Annotated in this window: 19 protein-coding genes and 1 riboswitch; of the genes, 15 read left to right on the plus strand and 4 right to left on the minus strand. The window is 73.6% G+C overall.

The features are described 5' to 3' along the window. Window positions 1-70: 70 nt before the first annotated feature. Window positions 71-162: riboswitch (TPP riboswitch) on the plus strand. The 5 genes from thiD (at window position 150) to ACQP0T_RS06215 (ending at window position 5994) form a co-directional block, all read left to right on the plus strand. After that, a complete protein-coding gene (gene thiD / locus ACQP0T_RS06195) occupies window positions 150-947 on the plus strand; it encodes a bifunctional hydroxymethylpyrimidine kinase/phosphomethylpyrimidine kinase (protein ID WP_433871706.1) in 798 nt (265 codons plus the stop codon). (Overlaps the previous riboswitch by 13 nt.) A 40-nt stretch (window positions 948-987) precedes the next feature. Further along, window positions 988-1698 carry a thiaminase II gene (gene tenA, locus ACQP0T_RS06200; RefSeq protein WP_433871707.1) on the plus strand — a complete coding sequence of 237 codons (711 nt, stop codon included), beginning with the start codon at window positions 988-990 and terminating at the stop codon, window positions 1696-1698. A 387-nt stretch (window positions 1699-2085) separates the two neighbouring features. After that, window positions 2086-2934: an ABC transporter ATP-binding protein gene (locus tag ACQP0T_RS06205; RefSeq protein ID WP_433871708.1), complete on the plus strand. Its 849-nt coding sequence runs from the start codon at window positions 2086-2088 to the stop codon at window positions 2932-2934. Between the two features lie 11 nt (window positions 2935-2945). Then, window positions 2946-3920, plus strand: a complete 975-nt coding sequence (locus tag ACQP0T_RS06210) for an ABC transporter substrate-binding protein (protein ID WP_433871709.1) — start codon at window positions 2946-2948, stop codon at window positions 3918-3920. After that, window positions 3892-5994 (plus strand): iron ABC transporter permease, encoded by a 2103-nt coding sequence (locus ACQP0T_RS06215; RefSeq protein WP_433871710.1) that lies wholly within the window; start codon window positions 3892-3894, stop codon window positions 5992-5994. Before ACQP0T_RS06210 ends, ACQP0T_RS06215 begins: the two co-directional genes overlap by 29 nt. A gap of 292 nt (window positions 5995-6286) precedes the next feature. Here ACQP0T_RS06215 and ACQP0T_RS06220 read toward each other — a convergent pair whose 3' ends face one another. Beyond that, on the minus strand, window positions 6287-7417 hold the full coding sequence (locus ACQP0T_RS06220) for a polysaccharide pyruvyl transferase family protein (RefSeq protein ID WP_433871711.1): 1131 nt from the start codon (window positions 7415-7417) through the stop codon (window positions 6287-6289). Window positions 7418-7577: 160 nt separating this feature from the next. Between ACQP0T_RS06220 and ACQP0T_RS06225 the strand changes: the two genes are divergently transcribed. Then, a complete protein-coding gene (locus ACQP0T_RS06225; protein WP_345364430.1) occupies window positions 7578-7877 on the plus strand; it encodes a DUF2218 domain-containing protein in 300 nt (99 codons plus the stop codon). A 242-nt stretch (window positions 7878-8119) separates the two neighbouring features. On the opposite strand, the gene ACQP0T_RS06230 is transcribed toward ACQP0T_RS06225, so the two are convergent. Both ACQP0T_RS06230 and ACQP0T_RS06235 read right to left on the minus strand, forming a co-directional pair. Then, a complete protein-coding gene (locus tag ACQP0T_RS06230; protein ID WP_433871712.1) occupies window positions 8120-8611 on the minus strand; it encodes a hypothetical protein in 492 nt (163 codons plus the stop codon). A gap of 19 nt (window positions 8612-8630) precedes the next feature. Beyond that, entirely contained in the window at window positions 8631-9542 is a 912-nt protein-coding gene (locus ACQP0T_RS06235; protein ID WP_433871713.1) for a hypothetical protein, read from the minus strand. 296 nt (window positions 9543-9838) lie between these two features. Between ACQP0T_RS06235 and ACQP0T_RS06240 the strand changes: the two genes are divergently transcribed. The 9 genes from ACQP0T_RS06240 (at window position 9839) to ACQP0T_RS06280 (ending at window position 23817) form a co-directional block, all read left to right on the plus strand. Beyond that, window positions 9839-11164 carry a GNAT family N-acetyltransferase gene (locus tag ACQP0T_RS06240; RefSeq protein WP_433871714.1) on the plus strand — a complete coding sequence of 442 codons (1326 nt, stop codon included), beginning with the start codon at window positions 9839-9841 and terminating at the stop codon, window positions 11162-11164. Between the two features lie 81 nt (window positions 11165-11245). Beyond that, window positions 11246-11872 (plus strand): condensation domain-containing protein, encoded by a 627-nt coding sequence (locus tag ACQP0T_RS06245; protein ID WP_433871715.1) that lies wholly within the window; start codon window positions 11246-11248, stop codon window positions 11870-11872. Further along, the gene (locus tag ACQP0T_RS06250) at window positions 11782-18303 is read left to right on the plus strand and encodes an amino acid adenylation domain-containing protein (protein ID WP_433873608.1); all 6522 of its coding nucleotides are present in this window, start codon (window positions 11782-11784) and stop codon (window positions 18301-18303) included. Before ACQP0T_RS06245 ends, ACQP0T_RS06250 begins: the two co-directional genes overlap by 91 nt. 50 nt (window positions 18304-18353) lie before the next feature. Then, entirely contained in the window at window positions 18354-18557 is a 204-nt protein-coding gene (locus tag ACQP0T_RS06255; protein ID WP_345364441.1) for an MbtH family protein, read from the plus strand. Next, complete coding sequence (locus ACQP0T_RS06260; RefSeq protein ID WP_433871716.1) at window positions 18554-20020, plus strand: MDR family MFS transporter; 1467 nt, start codon at window positions 18554-18556, stop codon at window positions 20018-20020. The genes ACQP0T_RS06255 and ACQP0T_RS06260 overlap by 4 nt, the downstream gene beginning before the upstream one ends. 90 nt (window positions 20021-20110) lie before the next feature. Next, window positions 20111-20938, plus strand: coding sequence for a siderophore-interacting protein (locus ACQP0T_RS06265; protein WP_433871717.1), 828 nt, complete (start codon window positions 20111-20113; stop codon window positions 20936-20938). Window positions 20939-21052: 114 nt separating this feature from the next. Further along, window positions 21053-22375, plus strand: a complete 1323-nt coding sequence (locus tag ACQP0T_RS06270) for a lysine N(6)-hydroxylase/L-ornithine N(5)-oxygenase family protein (RefSeq protein WP_433871718.1) — start codon at window positions 21053-21055, stop codon at window positions 22373-22375. 126 nt (window positions 22376-22501) lie between these two features. Next, window positions 22502-22885 (plus strand): DUF3817 domain-containing protein, encoded by a 384-nt coding sequence (locus tag ACQP0T_RS06275; protein ID WP_433871719.1) that lies wholly within the window; start codon window positions 22502-22504, stop codon window positions 22883-22885. After that, a complete protein-coding gene (locus ACQP0T_RS06280; protein WP_433871720.1) occupies window positions 22882-23817 on the plus strand; it encodes a heme o synthase in 936 nt (311 codons plus the stop codon). Before ACQP0T_RS06275 ends, ACQP0T_RS06280 begins: the two co-directional genes overlap by 4 nt. Before the next feature lie 11 nt (window positions 23818-23828). On the opposite strand, the gene ACQP0T_RS06285 is transcribed toward ACQP0T_RS06280, so the two are convergent. Then, window positions 23829-24554 carry a PIG-L deacetylase family protein gene (locus ACQP0T_RS06285; RefSeq protein WP_433871721.1) on the minus strand — a complete coding sequence of 242 codons (726 nt, stop codon included), beginning with the start codon at window positions 24552-24554 and terminating at the stop codon, window positions 23829-23831. Between the last annotated feature and the right edge of the window lie 66 nt (window positions 24555-24620).

Raw genomic sequence — 24620 nt, forward strand, 5'->3', positions numbered from 1 at the left:
CGGCCTCACCCGCCCCATCGGCCCCGCCGACCTGCGGGTGTGGTCACGGCGCTCCCGGGTGGTTAGTGTGATCCGTGACGCGGGGTGCCCGGCAGGGCTGAGAACACACCCGTTGAACCTGACCTAGCTAGCACTAGCGGAGGGACGTCGTGATTCCCAACGTGCTGACCATCGCAGGCACCGACCCCAGCGGCGGTGCCGGTGTCCAGGCCGACCTCAAGGCCTTCTCCGCGCACGGCGCCTACGGCATGTCCGTGATCACCGCGCTGGTCGCCCAGACCACCACCGGTGTCGCCGAGGTCCACGAGGTGCCGCCGGAGTTCGTCCGGACCCAGCTCGACACGCTGCTCGACGACGTGCGGGTGGACGCGGTCAAGATCGGGATGCTCGGCGGCGCGGGGGTGATCCGCGCGGTCGTCGAGGTGCTGGACCGGTACGCGCCGCCGGTGGTGGTGCTGGACCCGGTCATGGTCGCCAAGAGCGGTGACCGGCTGCTGGCGCCGGACGCGGTGGGGGTGCTGCGCGAGGAACTGCTGCCCCGCGTCGACCTGATCACCCCGAACCTGCCGGAGGCCGCCGACCTGCTCGGCGAGCCCGAGCTCGGCGCGGTGGCGGGCATGGCCGACCAGGCGGCGCGGCTGGCCGGGCTGGGCGCCAAGCAGGTGCTGCTCAAGGGCGGTCACCTCGCCGACGAGTCCAGTGTGGACCTGTTCCTGGGGGACGGCGGGACCCGCGAGCTCAGCGGGGACCGGGTGCGCACCCGCAACGACCACGGCACCGGCTGCACGCTGTCGGCGGCCATCGCGGCGCTGCGCCCGCAGCGCGCGGACTGGTTCACCGCGGTGCGGGAGGCCAAGGAGTACCTGACCTCGGCGCTGCGCGCCGCCGATCGGCTCGACGTGGGCCGCGGCCACGGTCCGGTGCACCACTTCCACCGCTGGTGGTGACCGGCCGCCCCCCCGATCCGCCCCGACCGAGAGGACCACCATGAGCACCCTGCCGCCCCCGCCCGCCGACGGCTTCTGCGCCCGCGCCTGGTCCCGCACCGCGGCGCTCCAGCAGGCGATCGTCGAGCACCCCTTCAACGCCGCGCTGGCCGACGCCACGCTGGACCGCGACCGGTTCGCCCAGTACGTCGTGCAGGACGCGCGCTACCTCGTCGGTTTCGCGCAGGCGCTGGCCGCGGCGGCCAGCCGCGCCGGTGATCCCGCCGACGCCGCGTTCCTGTCCGGGGCCGCCCAGGGCGCGCTGGTCGAGGAGCGCCGGTTGCACGCCGGGTACGTCGAGGAGTTCGGCCTCACCGCCGCCGAGGTGGAGGGCGTGGAGACCCCGCCGTCGGCGCTGGCCTACATCTCCTACCTGCGCGCGTGCGCGCTGACCGAGCCCTACCCGGTGCTGGTGGCCGCGCTGCTGCCGTGCTTCTGGGTCTACCAGCACGTCGGCAGCACCATCCTGGAGGCCACCGGCGACCTCACCGGCCACCCGTACCGGGCCTGGATCGAGACCTACGCCGACGACGAGTTCGCCGAGGCGGTGCTCGCCGCCCGCGACCTCACCGACCGGCTCGCCGCCGGGGCGACCGGGGAGACCCGGGACGCGATGTTCGCGGCGTTCCAGCGGGCCACCGAGTACGAGTGGCTGTTCTGGAACAGCGCCTGGGAGAAGGAGGAGTGGCCCACCGCCCGCTGGCGGGCCTGAGGACCGCTTTCGCCAAGTGATCGTGGCGTGAGGTGAGGGGCACCCTTGTCCAAGTGAGGACCGCTTTCGCCAATGGCTTGCGTGGCGGTGCGGGTGGCGGAACCTCAGCGGTCTTCTCGCTGCGCCGATCGCCTCCTGATGTACCCACTTCGTACACGGCGTAGGCGCTGTCCTCGCGAGAAGACCGCTGAGAACCCGCCGCGGTGCCGGTTGCGTGCCTCACCGCATGCGGCTCCGCCGCATCCTGAAATGACCCCTTACTCGGGGAAGGGGCGGGCGGCCCCTCACTCAGCTCACGAACGGGTGAGAGGGGCGCGTGCCGGTGGTGCGGTGTGCGGTGTACCACCGGCGTTAGGAATTAGGCTAGGCTCGCCTTATTGTGATCGGGTGTTCGCGCCTCACCCGGTCGGGGTCACCGCCCGCGAGATCGACGTCGCCTACGGCCGCGACGTCGTGGTGCATGCCGCCTCGCTCGCGCTCGCCCCCGGATCGGTCACCGCCCTGATCGGGCCGAACGGCAGCGGCAAGTCCACGCTGCTGCGCGCGCTCGCCCGGCTGCACCCGCCCGCCGCGGGGGAGGTCGCCTTCGCCGACGGCACCGAGCTGCGCGCCCTGTCCAGCCGGGAACTCGCGCGCCGGATCACGCTGCTGTCCCAGCAGCGCGCGGTCCCCGGCGGGCTCTCGGTGCGCGAGCTGGTCGAGTTCGGCCGCCACCCGCACCGCTCCCGCTGGGGCGGACGCGACCCGGAGGGGCCCGCCGCCGTGGCCCGCGCGATGGAGCTGACCGGGCTCACCGCGCTCGCGGACCGCCCGGTGCAGGCGCTTTCCGGCGGCCAGGCGCAGCGGGTGTGGCTGGCGAGCTGCTTGGCCCAGGACACCGCGCTGCTGCTGCTCGACGAGCCGACGACCTTCCTCGACCTGCGCTACCAGGTCGAGATCCTCGACGTGGTCCGCGACCTCGTCGACCAGCACGATGTCGGCGTCGGCGTGGTGCTGCACGACCTCGACCAGGCCGCCGCCGTCGCCGACCGGATGCTGCTGCTGGAGGGCGGCCGGGTCACCGCGGAGGGCGCTCCGGCCGAGGTGCTGACCACCGCGAACCTCACCCGCGCCTACGGCACCCGGATCGAGGTCGGGATCGACCCCGGTGACGGGAGCATCCGGACCCGCGCCCTCGGCCGCTTCAACGGCGGCGGACGGCGCTCCGCGTCGGCCGGGGACCGGTCGCGCCAGTGAACAGGAGAGAAATGCGATTTCCCCGCGTGATCACCGGTATCGCCGCGGCCGTGCTGCTCGTGGCCGGTTGCGGCACCACGGAGGACCCCGTCGGCGGCGATGCCGTCGCCGACGGCGGGCAGCCCATCACGGTCGTCGACTCGCGCGGGAAGGCCGTCGAGCTCGACGGTCCCGCGAAGCGGGTCGCCGCCACCGAGTGGAACGGCGTGGAGGAGCTGGTCTCGCTCGGCGTCATGCCGGTGGGAGTCGCAGACCCGGAGGGCTACGAGCAGTGGGTGAGCGCCGCGCCGCTGGACGATTCCGTGCGCGACATCGGCACCCGGGGCGAGCCGAGCATCGACGCGATCAGCTCGTTGGGCCTGGACCTGGTGGTGGTCACCGCCGGGCTGCCCGAGGGGGCGCTGCGCCAGATCGAGTCCCGGGTTCCCGTGCTGGTCATCGAGGGCGGCAACGCCGCGGACCCCATCGGCTCGCTGTTCTCCGACGTGGGCATGATCGCGAAGGCGACCGGGACCGAACCGGCCGCCGCCGCGCTGCGGGCCGAGTTCGACGACGGGCTCGCCGCGGCGAAGGCGGAGGTCGAGCGGCTCGGCGCGGCCGGTGACCAGGTCGCGTTCTCCGACGCCTACGTGAACTCCGGCTCGGTCACCATCCGCCCCTTCACCGGGGGATCGCTGGTCTCCGCGGTGTTCGAGCGCATCGGTCTGCGCAACCCGTGGCCGATGCGGGGCGACCCCCGGTACGGCTTGGCGCAGACCGACGTCGAGGGGCTCACCCGGTTGCCCGACGTGCGGTTCTGGTACCTCGCCAACGGCTCGCTCGGGGACCCCTACGCCGAGGTGCTCGCGGACAACGCGATCTGGCGCGGACTGCCGTTCGTGCAGCGCGGTGCGGTCCACCGGTTCCCGGACGGCCTGTGGATGTTCGGCGGGCCGAAGTCCATGGTGCAGTACGCCGATGCCGCCGTCGACGCGCTCCGCGGATAGCCCCGCGCCGCCGGTTCCCGGTCGGGTCCGGCGCCGCCGCGGCCGGCTGCTGCTGGTGGCGGTCGGGCTCGCCGCGCTCCTGGTCGCGCTGGCCGCGGCGCACCTGGCGCAGGGGACCTCGGGCGTGGACTTCGCCGCGCTCGTCCGGCTGGCCCTCGGCGCCGGGGCAGAGGACACCGCGGCGGTGGTCGTGGAGTCCCGGTTGCCCCGGTTGCTGGCCGCGCTGCTGGTCGGCGCGGCGCTCGGCGTCGCGGGCGCCGTGCTGCAGTCGGTGGCGCGCAACGTCATGGCCTCCCCGGACACGCTGGCGGTGAACGCGGGTGCGCACCTGGCGGTCGTCGCGGTCACCGCCTTCGGCTTCCAGATCCCGCTGCTGGGCGCGGCCGGGATCGCGTTCGCCGGTGGGCTGGCGGCCGCCGCCCTGGTGCTGGCCCTGGCGGGCAGTGGCGGCACCGGCGTGGTCCGGCTGGTGCTCGCGGGCACCGCGATCGCGCTCGCCATGACCTCGGTCACCCAGATGCTCCTGCTGCTGTTCCCGCAGGAGACCCAGGGGCTCTACGAGTGGGGCGCCGGCTCGCTGGGCCAGAACGGGCTCGACGGGGTGCGCGCGCTCGGTCCGGTGCTCGGCGTCGTGGTGGTGCTGCTGATGCTGCTGGCCCGGCGGCTGGACGTGCTGCACCTCGGCGAGGACCACGCGCGCACGCTGGGCGTGCCGGTGGGCCTGGTCCGGTCGGCCGCCGTGGTGCTCGCGGTGCTGGCGGCGGCCGCGGCGGTGACGCTGGCCGGTCCGATCGGCTTCGTCGGGCTCGCCGCGCCCGCGCTGGTGCGGCTGCTGTCCGGCGCGGTGCCGGGACTGCACCGGCACGCCGCGCTGATCCTCGTCTCCGCCGCGACCGGCGCGGTGCTGGTGCTGGGCGCCGACGTGCTGCTGCGCGCGGTGCTCGGGGCGCGGGCCGCGCTGGAGGTGCCGACGGGGGTGCTGACCACGGTGCTCGGCGCCGCGTTCCTGGTGGTGCTGGCGCGGGGCGTCCGGGTCGCGGCCGCCGCCCCGGGACCGCCCGCTGCCGGGGTGCGCAGCGGGATCACCCCGGCACGCCACCGCGCGGTGCTGGTGGTGCTCATCGCGGCGGCGGGCGCGGTGGTGGTGGGCGCGCTGCTGCTCGGCGACGCGAAGCTCCTGCTGGGCGACCTGGCGAACTGGGCGTCCGGCCGAGCCGGTCCGATCGTCAGCAGCGTGCTGGAGAACCGGGTGCCGCGGGTGCTCGCCGCGCTGCTCGCGGGCGCCGCCCTGGCGCTGGCCGGTGCGGTCGTGCAGGCGGTGGCGCGCAACCCGCTGGCCGAGCCCGCCATCCTGGGCGTCTCCGGGGGCGCCGGGCTGGGCGCGGTCGCGATGATCACCGCGGTGCCCGGGGCGTCGTTCTGGCTCCAGGCCGGGTGCGCGGGCGCCGGGGCGCTGGTCGCCGCGCTCGTGGTGTTCGCGCTGGCGGCCAAGGGCGGGTTCGCCAGCCAGCGGCTGGTGCTGATCGGCTTCGGCGTGCAGGCCGCGACGCAGGCGCTCATCACGCTGCTGATCAGCGCGACCGACCCGTGGAACCAGACCAAGGCGCTGACCTGGCTGGGCGGGTCCACCTACGGGCGGCTCTTCGAGCACCTGCTGCCGGTGGCCGCCGCGCTGCTGCTGGTGCTGCCGCTGCTGGTGCGCGCGCGGGGCGCGCTGGACCTGCTGTCCGTGGACGAGGAAACCCCGAAGGTGCTCGGGGTGCGGGTCGGCCCGGGTCGGCTGGTGCTGCTCGCCGGTGCGGTGGTGCTGACCGGTGCCGCCGTCGCCGGGGTCGGCGTGGTCGCCTTCGTCGGGCTGGTGGCCCCGCACATCGCCCGCGCGCTCGTGGGACGGCGGCACGCGCGCACCCTGCCGGTGGCCGCGCTGCTCGGCGGCGTTCTGGTCTGCGCGGCCGACACCCTGGGCCGCACGGTCATCGCCCCGGACCAGCTACCGGCGGGGCTGACCACGGCGCTGATCGGTGCGCCGTACTTCGTGTGGCTGCTGCACCGCGACCGCGCCAGGACCGGCTGACCCGCCCCACCCGTTCGGGGAGTGAGTGAGCCTGGGAGATCTTGGACCGTTCCGGTGACGTTGGGACGCGTGGGGCGCGACATGTCACGTGTTGCTAACGAAACGGTGGTGGTCGGTCGATGTCCCGTGTGAACGCCCGTTCGGGCGACGGGGCCGTGGGGTTCTCCCACCGTAGACGGGATGTCGGTGCCGATGTTCTCGATGTTGATCGTGCTGCTGGGCATGGTGGTGCCGGTGCTGACCGCCGCGCCGTTCTACGTCGCCGCGCACCGCCGGGAGCCCTGAGCCGGGCTCAGCTCCCGTAGATGCTCCACGCGAGCTGGCCCTTGCCCTCCTGCAGCGCGCGCAGCGCCTTCGGCGCGAAACCGCCGGATTCCGGCACCGCGGGCACCTGGAGCCCTTCGCTGAGCGCCCAGCCGGAACCGCGGTCGATCAGCGAGCGGTGCTTGTTGGTGTAGTAGTTCGAGTTGATCGACACGGCGACGCCGTGCGCCCCGGCCGCCGCGGCGACCAGGTGGGTGTGGAACCGGGTGGACAACCAGCGCTGCCCGGCCGCGGCGGGCAGCCCGGTGTCGGTGATCTCGGAGAACGGGTAGAACCGGGCGCCCGGCAGGTCGTGCTCGACGAGCGCGAAGACCTCCCGGTCGACCCGCGGGATGCCCTCCACCACGCCGACCTGCTCCGGGCGGACCCCCCACTGGCGCAACGTGTCGAGCAGGAAGCCGGCCAGCGCGGGCACCGTCACGTCCAGCAGGTCCGACTGCAGGCAGATCATGACCTCGCGCAGGTCGTCGGTGCGGTACAGACCCGGTTCGATGCCGAAGAACATGTCGTCCCCGGTCGCGCTGAACGAGGTCCCCGCCACCAGCGAGGCCGACGGCTCGTCCCGGACGTCGACGACGGAGAACTGCGCGGCCAGGTTGCGCAGCAGCGGACGCGCCTCCTCGGCCACCGGCCACAGGCCCTGCCCGGTCATCACCGCGCGGCCGCCGGAGCGGCGCACCGCGGCCACCGCGGCGGCGAGCAGTCCGATGTGGCGCGGCCAGATGCCGTTGATGTAGCCGCCGCCGATGACGTGCACCAGGTCGACGCGGGCGGCGAGCTCGATGCCGGCCACCCAGCGCGGCGCCAGACCGGGGTTGTTGATCGCGTGCTGCACGAACGACGCGACCTCCCACGGGCCGTCCGAGGGGGCTTCCCAGCACAGCCGCCAGAACGTGTCGGTGAACCGCACCCGCGGGTGCAGGTGGCCGAGGAGCACCTCGCTGGGCCCGGGGTTCGGGCAGTCCAGCCACACCTCGCTGTCCGGCGCCACCTTCGCCAGGTACTTCAGCCAGGTCGCGGCGATCAGCTCGTCCCCGTAGTTCGGATGGCCGGTCGTGGCGACCAAGTACAGCGTCGGCGAAGTGCGGTTGCTGGTCACAGGCGGGGCTCCCACGGGTAGGCGTGCTGCACCGCGAACCTAACAACTCCGGACCGGCTCGCCGGGCGCGGTCCGCCGCCTCGGCCCTGACCTGCGGGGGTGGCGCGACGACGCGATCGCGAGCTATGGTTAGGCAAGCCTAACTCCGGGAGTGTTCTCGATGATCCGCTCGCGTGCGACGGTGCGCACCGACAAGCCCGACCGCTACGGCAAGCAGCTCAGCTCGCACCTGGGCCGCAAGTGCGCGGTCACCGAGGAGGACGGCGGTACCCGCATCGCGCTGCCGCCCGACCGCGGTGCCGGGAGCTGCCTGCTGCTCGCCGAGTCCGGAGCGCTCGCCCTGCACGCCAGCGCGGAGAGCACCGAGGTGCTGGACCGGGTCCAGGACGTGATCGGCCGCCACCTGGAACGGTTCGGCCAGCGCGATGGGCTCACCGTGTCCTGGGTGGCGGCCGAGTAGCGGACTCAGTCCGCGGTCCCGCCGCGGGGCGGTGCCGGTGGCGGAACCTCAGCGGCCTTCTCGCTGCGGGATCCGCTCCTGATGTACCGAACGCGTACACGGCGTCGCGGCTGTCCTCGCGAGAAGACCGCTGAGAACCCGCGGCGGTGCGGGCTGGGTGCGTGGTCGCAAGCGGCTGCGCCGCTTCGCCAAGGCGCTGAAGTGCCGCGGTCGCGCCGCGGGGCGGTGCCGGTGGCGGAACCTCAGTTGCCGTTGAGCTCCGAGCGGAGCCGTTCCAGCCGCTGCCGCGACCGGTTGAACCGGGCCTCGAAGTGCTCCTCGAACAGGTTCGTCGGCAGCACCGGGATGTCGCCCTTGTCCTCGGGGTGCGCCTCCGGCGGCACCGGTTCCGAGGGCTGGGTGGTCTCGGCGGGTGACTCCGGCGGCACCGGCTCGGCCTCCCGGTCCGGCGCCGCCGACACGTCGGCCTTCGGCTCCGGCTGACGCGGTACGTCGGCGACCGGCTCCGCCTTCGCGGCCTCGGCGTCCGCCGTCGGCTCCTGCGCCGCCTTCTTCGGCGCGGCGGCGGGATGCGGGGCGGTGGCCGCCTCGGTCCGCAGCGCGTGCCTGCCCTTCGGCGGCGACTCGATGACCCCGGCCTCGGTCAGCCGCCGTTTCGCACCGTGCAGCAGCGGCCAGAAGATGAGGGTGGCCAAGGCGAAGCCGGTCACGAACGACAGGACGATGACGTCCAAGGGACTCCTCCGATCGGGATCAGTTCTGGCGTGCTGGGTCGGGCGTCGCCGGCGGGACGCCGGTGCCTTCGGGGTGCGCGTCGAGCGTGATCGTGAAGGTGCGGACGCCTTCGCGCTGCTCCGGCACCGGGAGCACGGCGGCGGGCAGCGCGGCCTGCCCGGCCGTCGAGGTGCGCAGCTCCGAGGTCGAGTCGTCGAGCACCTGGCGCGCGCCGTCCATCGCGGTGAGCACCGACCGGCGCAGCTCCTCCAGCCTGGCCTGCTGGACGCGCAGTTCCTCCAGCACTTCCAGCCGGAGCTGCTCGCTCTCGGCGTTCCACTGCCCGCACTGCTCGCGGGTGCGGGCGACGAGCTCGTCGGCTTCCTCCTGCGCGGCGGAGACGATCTTCTTGTACTCGTCGCGGATGCTCTGCCGCAGCCGCTGCTCCCGCGCGCGCATCTCGCTGACCGACTGCTCGTGGTCGCGGCGCAGCGCGTCCCGGCGCGCCTCGATGTCGGTGACCAGGCTGCTGCACTCGGAGCGGATCTCGGCGGCTTGGCCCTCGGCGGAGCCGAGCAGGTCGCGGGCCTCGGTCTCGGCCGCGCCGCGGATGATGTCGGCCTGGCGCTTGGCGGTGTCGCGGAGGGTCTGCACCTCTTCCTCCGCGATGGCGAGCATGTTCTGCACCCGCTGGGAGGCGGCGGGCAGGCCGGTGTCGGAGGACTCGATCCGCTGCAACCGCTGCTCCGCCTGGTCCAGCGACCGGCGGGTGTCGTCGTAGAGGGTGCGCAGATCGTCGTTGAGCCGGACGGCTTCGTTGCGATCGAGGGTGACCAGCCGGAGCTGGTCTTCGAGGACTGCGATGTGCTCCAGGACCTGGGTGCGGTGGAAACCGCGCAGTTGGATGTCGAATCCAGGCCGGAGCGGGACGACGGCGTCCACGTCTTCCATGCTGGATCTCCTCTCCGGCGGGGAATGGCGGGGGACCAGTGCGGCGAGTGCCGATCCGCATTCGGAGAGTAAGCGCGGTCCGCGATGATCGCCCAGCGAGACGGGGTGATCGTCACCGGATGGGGTGATCAGCGTCCGCGGCGGGGACTTCGTTCCTGGTCGCGGGGTTCGCGTCGGAGTCCACAGTGTACTAACGATGCCGGGTGGGGCGGACCGTGGCTCCTGATCACCTGGTTAGGTTAGGCTCCGCTCATCATCCGGGAGCTGCTGCTCGCCGACCAGGGAAGGAGTGCGGCGTGATCGTCGAAGCCGAGGGGAACGGGGTGCATCAGCGCTCGTCGGCGCTGCTGCGCAGGTGGCTGGCGGAAACCCACACCCCGGTGCCCGAAGGCGCGCTGCGGCTGGCGATCGGCCCGGTGCGGCTGCGCACCGAGGTCGTCCACCGCTCCCCGACGGGCCAGCACGGCTTCGGTCCGATCCGGGTGCTCGACGCGGACGGCGCCGAGGTCGTCGAGGCGGAACCGGTGCTGCTGGCCGCCGCCTGCTCGGCGGACGCCCGCGCCCGCGCGACCGCGGACGCCCCGCTGAACGCCCCGGGCGCGCCGACGCTGGTCGACTGGGCAGTCGATTCGGTGCTGCGGCGGGAATCCGATCCGCTGCCGCCGCCCGGCGAGCTCGCGGCGCTGGCGCGCTCGCTGTCCTCGGCCGACGAGGCGCGGCGCTGGTTGTCCGGTCACGTGGAGAGCAGGCTGCTGCCGGGGCTGCGCGCCGCGACCAACGCGGAGGCGGCCACCGAGGCGCTGCTGTCCCGCGGTGCGCTGCCGGTGATCGGCGGGCTCGGCCGCCGCGGGGTGGCCGACGAGCGGGAGCTGCTGGCCGGCCTGGTGCGCGGGCTGCACGCCGTCGTCGAGGGCTACCCGGAGACGAAGTGGCTGGTGGACCACTGGCTGACCAGTCCGACGCTGACCGATGCCGCGGCGCTCAACGGGGGTGCCGTGCGGTACGAGCGGACCGCCGAGGGTGCGGTGCGGGTGCGTCCGATGCCCTTCGAGCGCGCCAACCCGCTGCGGGTCGAGGAGCCCGAGGTGGAGATGCCGGTTCCGGTGCCGGAGCTGGGCGGCGGTTTCCGGTTGCGGCCGGTCCGGCTGGACCCCGACGCCGAGCTGGTGCACCGCTGGATGAACGCCGAGCACGTCGCGGTGAATTGGAAGCAGGCCTGGCCGCTGGAGCGCTGGCGGCAGGAGCTCGCCGACCAGCTCGGCGGGGACCACTCGCTGCCGTGCGTGGTGTCCCGGGACGGGCGCGACCTCGGTTACCTGGAGCTGTACCGGGTGCGGCGGGACAAGCTGGCGCACTGCTACTCCGGCGGGGACCGCGACCTGGGCGTGCACATCGCGATCGGGGAGCCGGACGCGATCGGCCGCGGGGTCGGTTCCGGCCTGCTGCGCGCGGTGGCCGAAGGGCTGCTGGCGGCCGACCCGGCGTGCGCCCGGGTGGTCGCCGAGCCGGATGTCCACAACGGAGCGTCGGTGGCCGCGTTCGGGAAGGCCGGGTTCGTCCGGTCCCGCGAGGTCGGGCTGCCGGGCAAGAATTCGGCGCTGATGGTCTTCGCGCGCGGGTGAGGGATCCCACGGCGATCTGTTCCGGACCGGATCAGTGAAGTAAGGTTAGCCTTACTTCGCTTGTGGATCGTGGGGAGAACGATGACGGAGAGTGCTGCGCAGGCGCGGCCGTTGTCCGCCGCTCAGTCGGGGATCTGGTTCGCCCAGCAGCTCGACCGGGCGAATCCGGTGTTCAACACCGGTGAGTACGTCGAGATCGACGGACCGGTCGACCCGGAGGTGTTCTCCGCGGCCCTGCGCCGGGTCGTCGCCGAGGTCGACGCGATGCGGATGCGGGTCGTCGAGGCAGCGCAGCCGCAGCAGGTGATCGACCCGCCCGCCGACGACGAGCTGCCGGTGCTCGACCTCACCGCCGAAGCCGATCCGCACGCCGCGGCGCTGGCCTGGATGCGCGCCGACATGGACACCCCGGCCGATCCGGCCGAGCCCGGACGGCTGCGCAGCGCCGCGCTGCTGCGCACCGGCGCCGAGCGCTGGCTGTGGTACCAGCGCATCCACCACGTGGCCATCGACGGCTACGGGTTCTCGATCATCCTCCGCCGGGTCGCCGAGGTCTACACCGCGCTGCTGGCCGGGGACGATCCCGGGAGAGCCCGTTCCTCGGCTCCGAAGCCCTGCTGGCCGAGGAGACCGCCTACCGCGAGTCCGAGAAGTTCCAGCGCGACGGCGAGTTCTGGCGCGAGCGCTTCGCCGACCGGCCCGAGGTGACCACGCTGTCCGGGCGCACCGGGATGAGCGCGCGCACCTTCCGCCGCCAGGTCGACGTGCTCGGCGACGGTGCCCCCGAGGTGCTGTCCGAGGCCGCCGCGCAGAGCCGCACCGCCTGGTCCGACGCGCTGATCGCCGCCGTCGCCGCCTACCTGCACCGGATGACCGGCGCCACCGACGTGGTGCTCGGGCTGCCGGTGATGGGCCGGCTCGGCTCGGCGACGCTGCGGGTGCCCGGGATGGTCGTCAACGTGCTGCCGCTGCGGCTGGCGGTCACCGGCAGCACCACCCGGGGCGAGCTGGTCGCGCAGGTCAAGAAGGCCGTGCGGGAGCTGCGCAAGCACCAGAACTACCGGGGCGAGGACCTGCGCCGCGACCTGCGGCTGCTCGGCTCCGACCGGCCGCTGTTCGGCCCCCTGGTCAACATCAAGTCCTTCGACTACGCGCTCGACTTCGGCGGCCACCGGGGCGTGGTGCACAACCTCGGCGCCGGGCCGGTCGACGACCTGTCGCTGCTGGTCTACCCGGAGGACGACGAACTGCGCTTCGAGTTCGACGCCAACCCGGAGCACTACGGCGCCGACGAGCTCGCCGCGCACCGCGAGCGGTTCCTGCGCTTCCTGCGCGCCTTCGCCGAACGCCCGGCCGAGACCGGGATCGGCGACCTGCCGCTGCTGTCGGCCGCCGAGCGGGAACGCGTCCTGGAGGAGTGGAACGCCCCGCCCGCGGGAATCCGCGAGCGGCCCGAGGCGACGCTGCCGCAGCTGTTCGAGGAGCAGGCCGCGAGCACCCCGGAGGCGGTCGCGCTCACCGAGGGCGACCGCGCGCTGACCTACGGCGAGCTCGACGCCCGCGCCAACCGGCTCGCGCACCACCTCATCGACCACGGCGTCGGCCCGGAGCAGCTCGTCGCCCTCGCGCTGCCCCGCTCGACCGAGCTCGTCGTGGCGCTGCTCGCGGTGCTCAAGGCGGGCGCGGCCTACCTGCCGCTGGACCCCGGACACCCCGCCGAGCGCCTGCGCTACGTGGTGGCCGACGCCGAGCCGACCGTGCTGATCAGCGACACCGCGCACAGCGCCGGGCTGCCGGCGGGCGCCACCCGCATCCTGCTCGACGAACCGGAGTCGGTCGCGGCCGTCGAGCGCCACTCGCCGTGCGATCCGAAACCGGGGGCGCGCGGACCGCTCACCGCCGACCACGCCGCCTACGTCATCTACACCTCCGGCTCCACCGGCCGGCCCAAGGGCGTGTCCATCCCGCACCGCAACGTGGTGCGCCTGTTCGACGCCACCGAGCCCTGGTTCGGCTTCGGCCCCGACGACGTGTGGACGCTGTTCCACAGCTACGCCTTCGACTTCTCGGTCTGGGAGCTGTGGGGCGCGCTGCTGCACGGCGGCCGGCTGGTCGTGGTGCCGCACGAGGTGAGCCGGTCGCCGGAGGAGTTCCTCGCCCTGCTCGGCCGCGAGCGGGTCACCGTGCTCAACCAGACGCCCTCGGCGTTCTACCAGCTCATCCAGGCCGACCGGGAGCACCCGGGGACCGATCTGGCGCTGCGCACCGTGGTCTTCGGCGGGGAGGCGCTGGAGCTGTCCCGGCTGGCCGACTGGTACGAGCGGCACCCGGACTCGCCGGTGCTGGTCAACATGTACGGGATCACCGAGACCACCGTGCACGTCAGCTACCAGGAGCTGAGCCCCGAGCTGGTGGCCCGGCGCGACGGCAGCACCATCGGGCGCGGCATCGGCGACCTGCGGGTCTACGTGCTCGACGAACGGTTGCAGCCGGTGCCGCCCGGCGTGCGCGGTGAGCTCTACGTCGGCGGTGCCGGGCTGGCCCGCGGCTACCTCGGCCGCCGGGGCCTGACCGCGCAGCGCTTCGTCGCCGACCCGCACGGCCCGGCGGGCAGCCGGATGTACCGGACCGGCGACCTGGCCCGCTGGCGCCCGGACGGCACCCTGGACTACCTCGGTCGCGCCGACCACCAGGTCAAGGTGCGCGGTTTCCGCATCGAGCTCGGCGAGATCGAGGCCCAGCTCGCCGCCCACCCGGCGGTGCGGCAGGCCGCAGTGGTGGTCCGCGAGGACCGGCCCGGCGACCGGCGGCTGGTCGGCTACGCGGTCGGCGAGACCGACCCGGCCGAGCTCCGGGCGCACCTGGCCGCGCGGCTGCCGGACTACATGGTGCCCGCCGCCTTCGTCGCGGTGGAGCGGATTCCGCTGACCGCCAACGGCAAGCTCGACGCCGCCGCGCTGCCCGCCCCGGACCCCGCCGCCGACGCGGGCGGACGCGGTCCGCGCGACGAGGTGGAACGGGTGCTGTGCGCGCTGTTCGGCGAGGTGCTCGGCGTGGAGCGGGTCGGCATCGACGACGGGTTCTTCGACCTCGGCGGGCATTCGCTGCTGGCCACCCGGTTGCTGGCCCGGGTGCGCGCCGAGCTCGGCGCCGAACCGACCATCCGCGAGCTGTTCGACCACCCCACCGTCGCCGGGCTGGCGCCCCGGCTCGACGTCGGGGCCCGCGGGCCGCGCCGCCCCGCGCTGCGCCCGGCCGAGCGCCCCGACCCGCTCCCGCTGTCCTCGGCGCAGCGGCGGTTGTGGTTCCTGCACCGGCTGGAAGGGCCGAGCCCGACCTACAACCTGCCGCTGGTGCTGCGGATGTCCGGGGAGCTGGACGTGCCCGCGCTGCGCGCCGCGCTGGCCGACGTGGTCAACCGGCACGAGAGCCTGCGCACGGTGTTCCCCGACGAGCTCGGCGAGCCCCGGCAGCACGTCCTGGACTCCGGTCCCGAGCTGGTCGAGGTCGCCACCGACGACCCCGACGCGGCGATCGCCGAGGAGGCCCGCCGCGGCTTCGCGCTCGACGCCGAACCGCCGATCCGCGCGACGCTGTACCGGCCGGCGTCGGCGCCCTGGCCCCGCGAGCACCGGTTGCTGGTGCTGCTGCACCACATCGCCGGTGACGAGTGGTCGCTGCGCCCGCTGCTGCGCGACCTGGCCACCGCCTACGCCGCGCGCCGCGAGGGGGCGGCACCGGACCAGGAGCCGTTGCCCGTGCAGTACGCGGACTACGCGCTGTGGCAGCGGGAACTGCTCGGTGACGAGTCCGATCCGGAGAGCCTGTCGGCGCGCCGGCTCGACTTCTGGCAGCGCACCCTCGCGGGTCTGCCCGACCAGCTGGAGCTGCCCACCGACCACCCGCGCCCGGCGGTGCCCAGCCACCGGGGCGACGCGGTGCGGTTCGAGATCGACCCCGAGCTGCACGCCCGGCTGCGGCGGCTGGCCGCCGAGCACGGGGCCAGCACGTTCATGGTGCTGCAGGCCGGGCTCGCGGCCTTGCTGAGCAGGCTCGGCGCGGGCACCGACATCCCGATCGGCACCCCGGTGGCCGGGCGCGACGACGACGCGCTGGACGACCTCGTCGGGTTCTTCGTCAACAGCCTGGTGCTGCGCACCGACACCAGCGGCGACCCGTCGTTCGCCGCGCTGCTGGACCGGGTGCGCCAGACCGACCTGGCCGCCTACGACCACGCCGAGCTGCCCTTCGAGCGGCTGGCCGAGGTGCTCAACCCGGTCCGCTCGCTGTCCCGGCACCCGCTGTTCCAGGTGATGCTCGCGCACTGGACCGAATCCGGCGGGGTCGGCGCCGAGCTGCCCGGTCTGCGCACCGAGGTGGACGCGGTCGAGGCGGGCGCGGCGAAGTTCGACCTCGCCGTCAGCGTCACCGAGCGCGCCGACGGCGGTGCCGACGGGCTGGTCCAGTACAGCACCGACCTGTTCGAGCGCGGCACCGTCGAGGCGATCGCGGAGCGCTTCACCCGGCTGCTGGCCGGGGCGGCCGACGATCCGCGGCGCGCCGTCACCCGGCTCGACGTCCTCGGCGAGCGGGACCGGCAGCGGGTGCTGGCCTGGGGCGACGCCACCGCGGAGGCGGACTCGGTGCGCCCGGCGACGTTCCCGGAGCTGTTCGCGGCGCAGGTCGAGGCGCACCCGGACGCCCCCGCGCTGGTGTTCGCCGACGTCGAGCTCAGCTACGCCGAACTCGACGAGCGGGTGCGCCGCCTGGCCACCGTCCTGGTCGAGCGCGGGGTCGGCCCGGGCGACGTGGTGGGCGTGCTGCTGCCGCGTTCGCCGGAGCTCATCGTCGGCCTGCTCGCGGCGATGCACGCCGGGGCCGCCTATCTCGCGCTGGACCCGGACTACCCGGCCGACCGGCTGCGGCACATGGTCACCGACGCCCGGCCGGCCTTCGTGATCGCCGACGGCACCCGCTCCGACCTGCCGGTGGAGTTCGTGGACTGCCGCGAGGAACCCGCCGGGCACGCCGAGCCGACCCGCCCCGGGCTGGACGACGCCGCCTACGTCATCCACACCTCCGGGTCCACCGGAACGCCCAAGGGCGTGGTGGTGCCGCACCGCGGCATCGCCAAGCTGGTGGCCACCCAGTCCCGCCGGGTCGGCATCACCGCCGAGAGCCGGGTGCTGCAGTTCGCCTCGCCGAGCTTCGACGTCGCGTTCTGGGAGCTGTGCATGGGACTGCTCGGCGGCGGCACGCTCGTCGTGGTGCCCGCCGAGCTCCGGGTGCCGGGCGAGCCGCTGGCCGAGTACCTGCGCGAGCACCGCGTGACGCACCTGGCGATCGGTCCCTCGATGATGGGGATGTTCCCGCCGGACACCGAGTTCCCGGCCGGTGCCACGCTGCTGTGCGGGGCCGAGAAGGTGCCCTCCGACCTGGTGCTGCGCTGGGCGGGTCGGATGCGGATGCTCAACTGCTACGGCCCGACCGAGGCCACCGTCAACACGACGCTGTGGGACTGCGAGCCGGACGCGGTGGGCACCGCGGTGCCGATCGGCGTGCCCGACCCGGGCGCCCGGCTGCACGTGCTCGACCCGAACCTGCAACCCGTCCCGCCCGGCGTGGTCGGCGAGCTCTACGTCGCCGGGGCCGGGCTGGCGCGCGGCTACCTGAACCGGCCGGGGCTGACCGCCGAGCGGTTCGTCGCCGATCCCTTCGGGCCGCCCGGATCCCGGATGTACCGCACCGGCGACCTGGTGCGCTGGCGCGCCGACGGCGTGCTCGACTTCGCCGGCCGCGCCGATGACCAGGTCAAGATCCGCGGTTTCCGGATCGAGCTGGGCGAGGTCGAGGCGGTGCTCGCCGAGCACGAGGCCGTCGCCCAGGTCGCCGCGGTGGTCCGCGAGGACACCGGGGACAAGCGGCTGGTCGCCTACGTGGTGGCCCGCGCCGAGGTGGACGCCGCCGCGCTGCGGGCGCACGTCGCCGAGTCGCTGCCGGACTACATGGTCCCGGCCGCGGTCACCTTCGTCGACGCGCTGCCGCTGATGCCCAACGGCAAGCTGGACCGGACGGCGCTGCCCGCCCCGGACCTCGGCGCCTCGGTGGGCACCACGATGCCCCGCAATCCCACCGAGGAGATCCTCTGCGAGCTGTTCGCCGAGGTGCTCGGGCTGCCCCGGGTCGGCATCGAGGACGGGTTCTTCGACCTGGGCGGGCATTCGCTGCTGGCGGCCAAGCTGATCGGACGGATCCACGACGCGCTGGGCGTGCGGATCAACGTCGGCAGCCTGTTCGCCGCGCCGACGGTGGCCGGGCTGGCCGAGCGGCTGCGCAGCGGCGGAACCGGCGACGCGCTGGACATCCTGCTGCCGCTGCGCACCGGCGGGGACCGCGAGCCGCTGTTCTGCGTGCACCCCGCCGCGGGCCTGGCGTGGCCGTTCTCCGCGCTGCTCAAGCACGTCGACGAGCGGCGTCCGGTCTACGGCGTGCAGTCCCGCGGGCTGGCCGAGCCGAAGCCGGTGGCGCCGACGCTGGCGGAGATGGCCGCCGAGTACCTGGAGCACATCCGCGAGGTGCAGCCGCACGGGCCGTACCACTTCCTCGGCTGGTCCTTCGGCGGCGTGGTCGCGCACGAGATGGCCACCCACCTCCAGGCCGCGGGCGAGGAGGTGCGCTTCCTGTGCATGCTCGACTCGTACCCGACCGACGTCTGGGACGAGCTGCCCACCGAGGAGGAAGCGCTCAAGGCGCTGCTCTACATGGCGGGCTACGACGTGGAGTCGCTCGGGGCGGGGCCGCTGCGCCGCGCGGACGTGCTGGAGATCCTCTCGGCCGAGGGCAGCGCGCTGGCGAACCTGGAGCCGCACACCATCACGGCCGTCATCGACAACTTCGCCAACTGCGCGGTGCTGGAGAACGAGGCCGACCACGACAAGTTCCGCGGCGACGTGCTGTTCTTCAGCGCCACCGTGAACCCGGCGAAGGAATCGCTGACCGCCGCGATGTGGCAGCCCTACGTCGACGGGGCGGTGGAGAACCACGACATCGCCTGCGAGCACAAGGACATGACGCAGCGGGGACCGATCGCCGAGATCGGCGCGATCGTGGACCGGCGGCTGGGCGAGGTCTCCTCGTGACCCCGGCCGCTCCGCCGCTTCCTGAAGGGATCCCGCAAAGGAGTGCAGGAATGACCAATCCGTTCGAGGACCTCGATGCGCGGTACTGCGCGCTGGTCAACGGCGAGGACCAGTACTCGCTGTGGCCCGCCTCGATCGAGGTGCCCGCCGGGTGGGCGGTGGCGCACGGCCCCGCGGGCAGGCAGGAGTGCGTGGAGCACATCGAGGCGAACTGGACGGACATGCGTCCGGCCCGCGACCACCGCGCCCCGTGACCGCCGCGCCCCGCACCCGGCTCGGGAAGTTCGACCCGAGGGTCGCGGTGTGCGTCGTCTACGTCGCCGCGATGTTCATGAACGGCATGGACGCCACCATCGTCAACGTGGCGCTGCCCGCGATCGGCGCGGAGTTCGCCGTCGCGCCCAGCGCCACCTCGGCGATCAACATCGGCTACCTGGTGGCGCTGGCGGTGTGCATCCCGGTCTCCGGCTGGCTCGGCGACCGGTTCGGCACCAAGCGGGTCTTCCTCGCCGCGTTCGGCGTGTTCGTGCTGGCCTCGGCGCTGTGCGGGGCCGCCACCGACCTCGGCCAGCTCACCGCCGCGCGCGTGCTGCAAGGCGCGGGCGGCGGGGTGATGAGCCCGGTGGCGCTGACCATGCTGTTCCGGGCCTACCCGCCCGCCGAGCGCATCCGGCTGACCCGGGTGCTGGTGCTGCCGACCGCGGTGGCGCCCGCGCTGGGTCCGGTGCTCGGCGGCTTCTTCGTCGAGCACCTGGACTGGCGGTGGGGCTTTTACGTCAACCTGCCGGTCGGGGTGGCCGCGCTGCTGTTCGGCCTGCTGCTGCTCCCGGAGCACGTGGAGGCCCGGGGCAAGCGCTTCGACCTGCTGGGCTTCGCGCTGGCCGCACCGGGTCTGGGCCTGGTGATGTACGCGCTGGACGCGGTCGCCCAGCGCGGCCCGGGATCACCGCACTTCTGGGGCTTCGGGCTGCTGGGCCTGGTGCTGCTGGGCGTGCTGGTGGTGGGGCAGCTGCGCAGCCGGTCGCCGATGCTGGACCTGCGGTTGTTCACCGATCCGGCATTCCGGCGGGCGAGCCTGATCCTGTTCTGCTGCGTCGCCGGGTTCCTCGGCACGCTCTACGGCTTCACGCTGATGTACCAGGGCGCGCTGGGCGCCTCGGCCTGGGAGACCGGGCTGGTCACGCTGCCCAAGGCGGTCGGCCTGATGGCGGCCTCCCAGCTCGTCGGCTGGGCGCACCGCAGGTTCGGGCCGCGGCGGATGATCGCCGGTGCGATGTTCGGCGCCGCGCTGTCGTTCGCCGCGATGAACCTGGTGCAGGCGGGCAGCGGGGCGTGGGTGGCGGCGCTGGTGCAGTTCGCCTCGGGCTTCTTCGTCGGGATGGCCTCCACCGAGTTGCAGGTGGTCGCGTTCGCGACGATCGGCAGCGCTTCCACCGGCGGCGCGTCGACGCTGTTCAACGTGCAGCGGCAGGTGGGTTCCGCGCTCGGCGTGGCGATCACGGCCTGCGTGCTCGCGGCGGTCGGGGCCGGTGCGGCCACCGGTACCGGCGGCACGGCCGATCTGGCGCCCTACCACGCGGCGATGCTCGTGTCGGCGGGATTCGCACTGGTGGGCGTGCTGCTGGCGCTGCGCATCAAGGATTCCGAGGTGCTGCCGCCCACCCCGAAGCCCACCATCGAGCGGGAGCCCGTGGCCTCGGAGCGCTCCGAGATGTGAGCCACCGGGGGGAAGACACGGCGAGCTTCGTATGGTTAGGCTAGCCTTAACTTGATCGTCCCGGGAATGCGAGGAAGGAACGCCAGGCGCATGACTATCGCGGATCGACCCCGGCGCAGCCGCCCACCGGCACGCGACCTGCAGGTGCTGCGCACCGCGGAGCTGAGCCCGTCGATGCGGCGGATCACCCTCGGCGGGGACGAGCTCAGCGGCTTCCTCGACGAGCACACCGGACCCAACATCAAGGTCTTCGTCCCCCAGCAGGGCCAGCAACGCCCGGTCCTGCCCACCCTGGACGTCGAGACCGGCCGGTACCGCTGGCCGGAGGCGGACCAGCGGCCGACCATGCGCACCTACACGGTCCGCCGCTACGACGAGGCCAACGGCGAGCTCGACGTCGACTTCGTCATGCACGGCGAGCACGGCGTCGCCTCGAACTGGGCGCGCCGCGCGCAGCCGGGCGACCACCTCGGCGTGATGGGGCCCGGCGGCAAGAGCTGCCGGACGGCCGAGTGGTACCTGCTGCTCGGCGACGAGACCGCGCTGCCCGCGATCTCGGCGATCGTCGAGCAGCTCCCGCCCACCGCGTGCGGGCAGGTCTTCGTCGAGCTCGGCGACTCCGCCGACCAGCAGCACGTCGAGTGCCCGCCCGACCTGCGCTGGACCTGGCTGCACCGGGGAGGCGCCCCCGCCGGCCGGTCGGAGCAGCTCTTCGACGCGGTGCGGTCGGTGGACCTCCCCGACGGCGCGGACGTGTCCGCCTGGGTCGCCGGGGAATCCGGCGTGGTGCGCGGCATCCGCAAGCACCTGCGCACCGACCGGGGGCTGGACGCCTCCTCGGTGCTCGCGATCGGCTACTGGAAGCAGGGGCTGGCCGAGACCGAATACCACGACAAGTACAACCACGACCGCGACTGACCGCCGACTCGCCGGCAGCGCGCGTCCGCGAAAACCCCGCGGCGGTGCGTCCCGCACCGCCGGCGAACCCGCACGCCCGGGAAACCCGACCCGGCATGAGATGAGGGGACCACCGTGTCTGCGGCATCGACGGAAGAGCGACGTCCCGTCCACGACATCCTGGGGATCGGCTTCGGCCCGTCGAACCTGGCGCTGGCCATCGCGATCGAGGAGCACAACCGCGACGCTGCCGAGTCCGACCGGCTGAGCTGCGCCTTCTTCGACAAGCAGCCGCGCTTCGGCTGGCACCGGGGGATGCTGATCGAAGGCACCACCATGCAGGTGTCCTTCCTCAAGGACCTGGTGACGATGCGCAACCCGGCCAGCGGCTTCTCCTTCCTGTCCTACCTCAAGGACCAGGACCGGCTGGCCGATTTCATCAACCACAAGACCATGTTCCCCACCCGGGTCGAGTACCACGACTACCTGGAGTGGGCCGCGGCGCGCGTCGGCCACCTGGCGCGCTTCGACTCCGAGGTGCTGCACCTCACGCCGGTGCCGGAGGGCTTCGAGGTCGTGGTGCGCCACGGTGACGGCCGCCTGACCACGGCCCGCGCCCGCAACGTGGTGTTCGCCCTCGGGCTGGAGGCCAGCGTTCCCGACGGCGCCCGGCTCGGCGACCGCGTCTGGCACAACCTCGACCTGATGCACCGGGTCGGCGAGCTCGACGGCACCCGCCCGCGCCGGCTCACCGTGGTCGGCGCCGGGCAGAGCGCCGCCGAGGCCACCGACTACCTGCACCGGACCTTCCCGGAGGCCGAGGTGTGCTCGGTGTTCAGCCGCTACGGCCACACCCCGGCCGACGACAGCCCGTTCGCCAACCGGATCTTCGACCCGCTGGCCGTCGACCACTTCTACGGCGCGCCGGAGGAGGTCAAGGAGCAGCTGATGTCCTACCACCGCAACACGAACTACTCGGTGGTGGACCTCGACCTCATCGAGGAGCTCTACGCCCGCGCCTACCAGGAGAAGGTCCGCGGCGAGCAGCGGTTGCGGATGCTCAACGCCTCGCGGGTCACCGACGTGGCCGAGGGCCCCGACGGGGTCGCCGTCACCGTGGAGTTCCTGCCGACCGGCGAACGCGAGGTGCTCGACTCCGACGTGCTCGTCTACGCCACCGGCTGCCGTCCGCGGGACCCGTTCCCGCTGCTCGGTGAGACCGCCCGGCACTGCGAGCGGGACGAGCGGGGCCGGATCGCGGTGGAGCGCGACTACCGGGTGCGCACCCGCGACGAGCTGGGCGGCATCTACCTCCAGGGCGGCACCGAGCACACCCACGGGCTCACCTCCTCGCTGCTGTCCAACGGCGCGGTCCGCGCGGGCGAGATCCGCGACTCGGTGCTCCGGCACCGCCGGGCCGCCCGCTCGGCGCCCGACTACGCGCTGAGCCGGGGCTGATCGGGAGGTCCTCGACCACCGCGGGTGGGCGGCGCCACTCTTGCGTGAGGTCCACCGCGGCCCGCCGCGCCGCGTGGCGTACGGTCCTATGAACACCGTGTTCTGCGCGCGTTGCGGATGTGAGGGATGGTCGTGAAGCCTGGCGTGCTGACCTTGTACCGGATCATGGCGTACGTGACCGCCGTCCTGCTGCTCGCGCTGTGCGCGGCGATGGTGTTCAAGTACGGCTGGCCGGAGGGGTCGGCCGCGCAGCTCGCCGGGGACGACTGGGTCGGGCTGATCGGCTTCGGGCACGGCTGGCTCTACATGGTGTACCTGCTCGTCGCGGTGATCCTCACCAAGGAACTGCGGGTGCCGATCGGCCGGATGCTGCTGGTGCTGCTCGCCGGTACCGTCCCGCTCGGCGCGTTCTTCGCCGAGCGCAAGGTGACCCGGTGGGCGCAGCTGCGCCAGGAGGGCAAGCCGATCGTGCAGACCGACCAGGTGGCGGAGGAATCGCGGGCCTCATGACAGCGTCCCCCGAATCGGCGACCCCCGCCGCGGCGGCCGCGCCCGTGCGCCGCCGGGGTGTGCTCGCCGCCTACTTCGCGCTGACCAAACCCCGGGTGATCGAGCTGCTGCTGGTCACCACCATCCCGGCGATGTTCCTCGCCGAGCGCGGCATCCCGTCGCCCTGGCTGGTGCTGGTGACGCTGGTCGGCGGTGCCATGTCGGCGGGCAGCGCCAACGCCCTGAACTGCGTCGCGGACTCCGACATCGATGCGGTGATGCACCGGACCAAGAAGCGCCCGCTGGTCAACTACGAGGTGCCCAAGCGGCACGCGCTGACCTTCGGCCTCGTGCTCGGCGCGCTGTCGTTCCTCGTCCTGTGGCTCGGCGCGAACCTGCTCGCGGCGGTGCTGGCGACCTCGGCGATCCTGTTCTACGTCCTGATCTACACGCTGGTGCTCAAGCGCCGGACCGCGCAGAACATCGTCTGGGGCGGGGCCGCCGGGTGCATGCCGGTGGTCGTCGGCTGGGCCGCGGTGACCGGCACGGTCGAGTGGCCCGCGCTGGTGATGTTCGGCGTGGTGTTCCTGTGGACGCCGCCGCACTTCTGGTCGCTGGCCATGAAGTACCGGGACGACTACGCCCGCGCCGGGGTGCCGATGCTGCCGGTCGTGGCCACCGCGCGGCAGGTCTCGGCGCGCATCCTGGCCTACAGCTGGGCCACCGTGGGCTGCACCCTGCTGCTGGTGCCCGCGACGAGCTGGATCTACATCGGTTTCGCGGTGCTGGCCGGGGCGGCGTTCCTGGTGGTGGCGCAGCGGTTGCACGGCGCGGTGCGCAACGGGGCGGGCTACAACCCGATGACCCTGTTCCACCTGTCCAACTCGTACCTGGCCCTGATCTTCGTGGCCATCGCGGTGGACGCGGCCGTCGGCCTGCCCGCCGTGGTGTAGTCGCCCGCCGGTCAGCCGATCAGCTCGAACCCGACGCAGGGCCGTCCGCCGAACCGGGCGGCGGCCAGGTGCGCGGCCTGCTCCACGACCCGGCGGGCGTGCCGGTCGTGCGGCTCGTCGCTGAGCGCCTCCAGGTAGGTGCGGTGCGCGGCCAGCGACGCGACGGCCCGTTCCAGCGTCGCGCCGATGTCCACGGCGTGCGTCGGGTGCTGGGTGCCCGCCACCGCGATCCACCTCGCCTGCCACGGCTGCGCGCCCTGGGCGATCAGCTCGGGGAAGATCCACCGGTTGCCCGCGTCGGCGACGGCGTCCAGCGCCGCGGTGCCCACCGCCCGGTGGTCGGCGCTGTTCCAGCTCCCGGGACCCCAGCTCTCGCGGTGGTTGAGGGTGATGACCAGCTCGGGCCGCCGTTCCCGGATCGCCCGGGCGAGGTCTTGGCGCAGCGCGGGCCCGTGCTCGACGACGCCGTCGCGGTAGTCGAGGAACTCCACCGACGTCACGCCCACCTCGGCGGCGCTGGCGAGCTGCTCGGACTGGCGCAGCGGTGCGGCCTCCTCCGGCGGCAGCCCGTCGATGCCCGCCTCGCCCCGGGTGGCCAGCAGGTACGACACCTCGCGGCCTTCGGCGGTCCACGCGGCGATGGCACCGGAGACCCCGTACTCCAGGTCGTCCGGGTGCGCCACGATCGCCAGGGCGCGCTGCCAGTCGGTCGGCATCGGGGCCAGTTCGTCGGGCATCGGCGGCTCCCGTCGGTCGTCTCCGGCCCTACCGTACGCCGGGCGAACGCGGTGGGAACGTCGAAA

It is taken from the genome of Saccharopolyspora sp. CA-218241, assembly GCF_050954615.1.
In the GTDB taxonomy this organism is placed as follows: Bacteria; Actinomycetota; Actinomycetes; order Mycobacteriales; family Pseudonocardiaceae; genus Saccharopolyspora; species Saccharopolyspora cebuensis.

Coding starts and splice junctions, on each gene's coding strand:
- ACQP0T_RS06225 (WP_345364430.1), top strand. CDS start 7,578: ATGATCCGCTCGCGTGCGACGGTGCGCACCGACAAGCCCGACCGCTAC.
- ACQP0T_RS06215 (WP_433871710.1), top strand. CDS start 3,892: ATGCCGCCGTCGACGCGCTCCGCGGATAGCCCCGCGCCGCCGGTTCCC.
- ACQP0T_RS06235 (WP_433871713.1), bottom strand. CDS start 9,542: ATGGAAGACGTGGACGCCGTCGTCCCGCTCCGGCCTGGATTCGACATC.
- ACQP0T_RS06255 (WP_345364441.1), top strand. CDS start 18,354: ATGACCAATCCGTTCGAGGACCTCGATGCGCGGTACTGCGCGCTGGTC.
- ACQP0T_RS06280 (WP_433871720.1), top strand. CDS start 22,882: ATGACAGCGTCCCCCGAATCGGCGACCCCCGCCGCGGCGGCCGCGCCC.
- tenA (WP_433871707.1), top strand. CDS start 988: ATGAGCACCCTGCCGCCCCCGCCCGCCGACGGCTTCTGCGCCCGCGCC.
- ACQP0T_RS06285 (WP_433871721.1), bottom strand. CDS start 24,554: ATGCCCGACGAACTGGCCCCGATGCCGACCGACTGGCAGCGCGCCCTG.
- ACQP0T_RS06210 (WP_433871709.1), top strand. CDS start 2,946: ATGCGATTTCCCCGCGTGATCACCGGTATCGCCGCGGCCGTGCTGCTC.
- ACQP0T_RS06265 (WP_433871717.1), top strand. CDS start 20,111: ATGACTATCGCGGATCGACCCCGGCGCAGCCGCCCACCGGCACGCGAC.
- ACQP0T_RS06275 (WP_433871719.1), top strand. CDS start 22,502: ATGGTCGTGAAGCCTGGCGTGCTGACCTTGTACCGGATCATGGCGTAC.
- ACQP0T_RS06245 (WP_433871715.1), top strand. CDS start 11,246: ATGACGGAGAGTGCTGCGCAGGCGCGGCCGTTGTCCGCCGCTCAGTCG.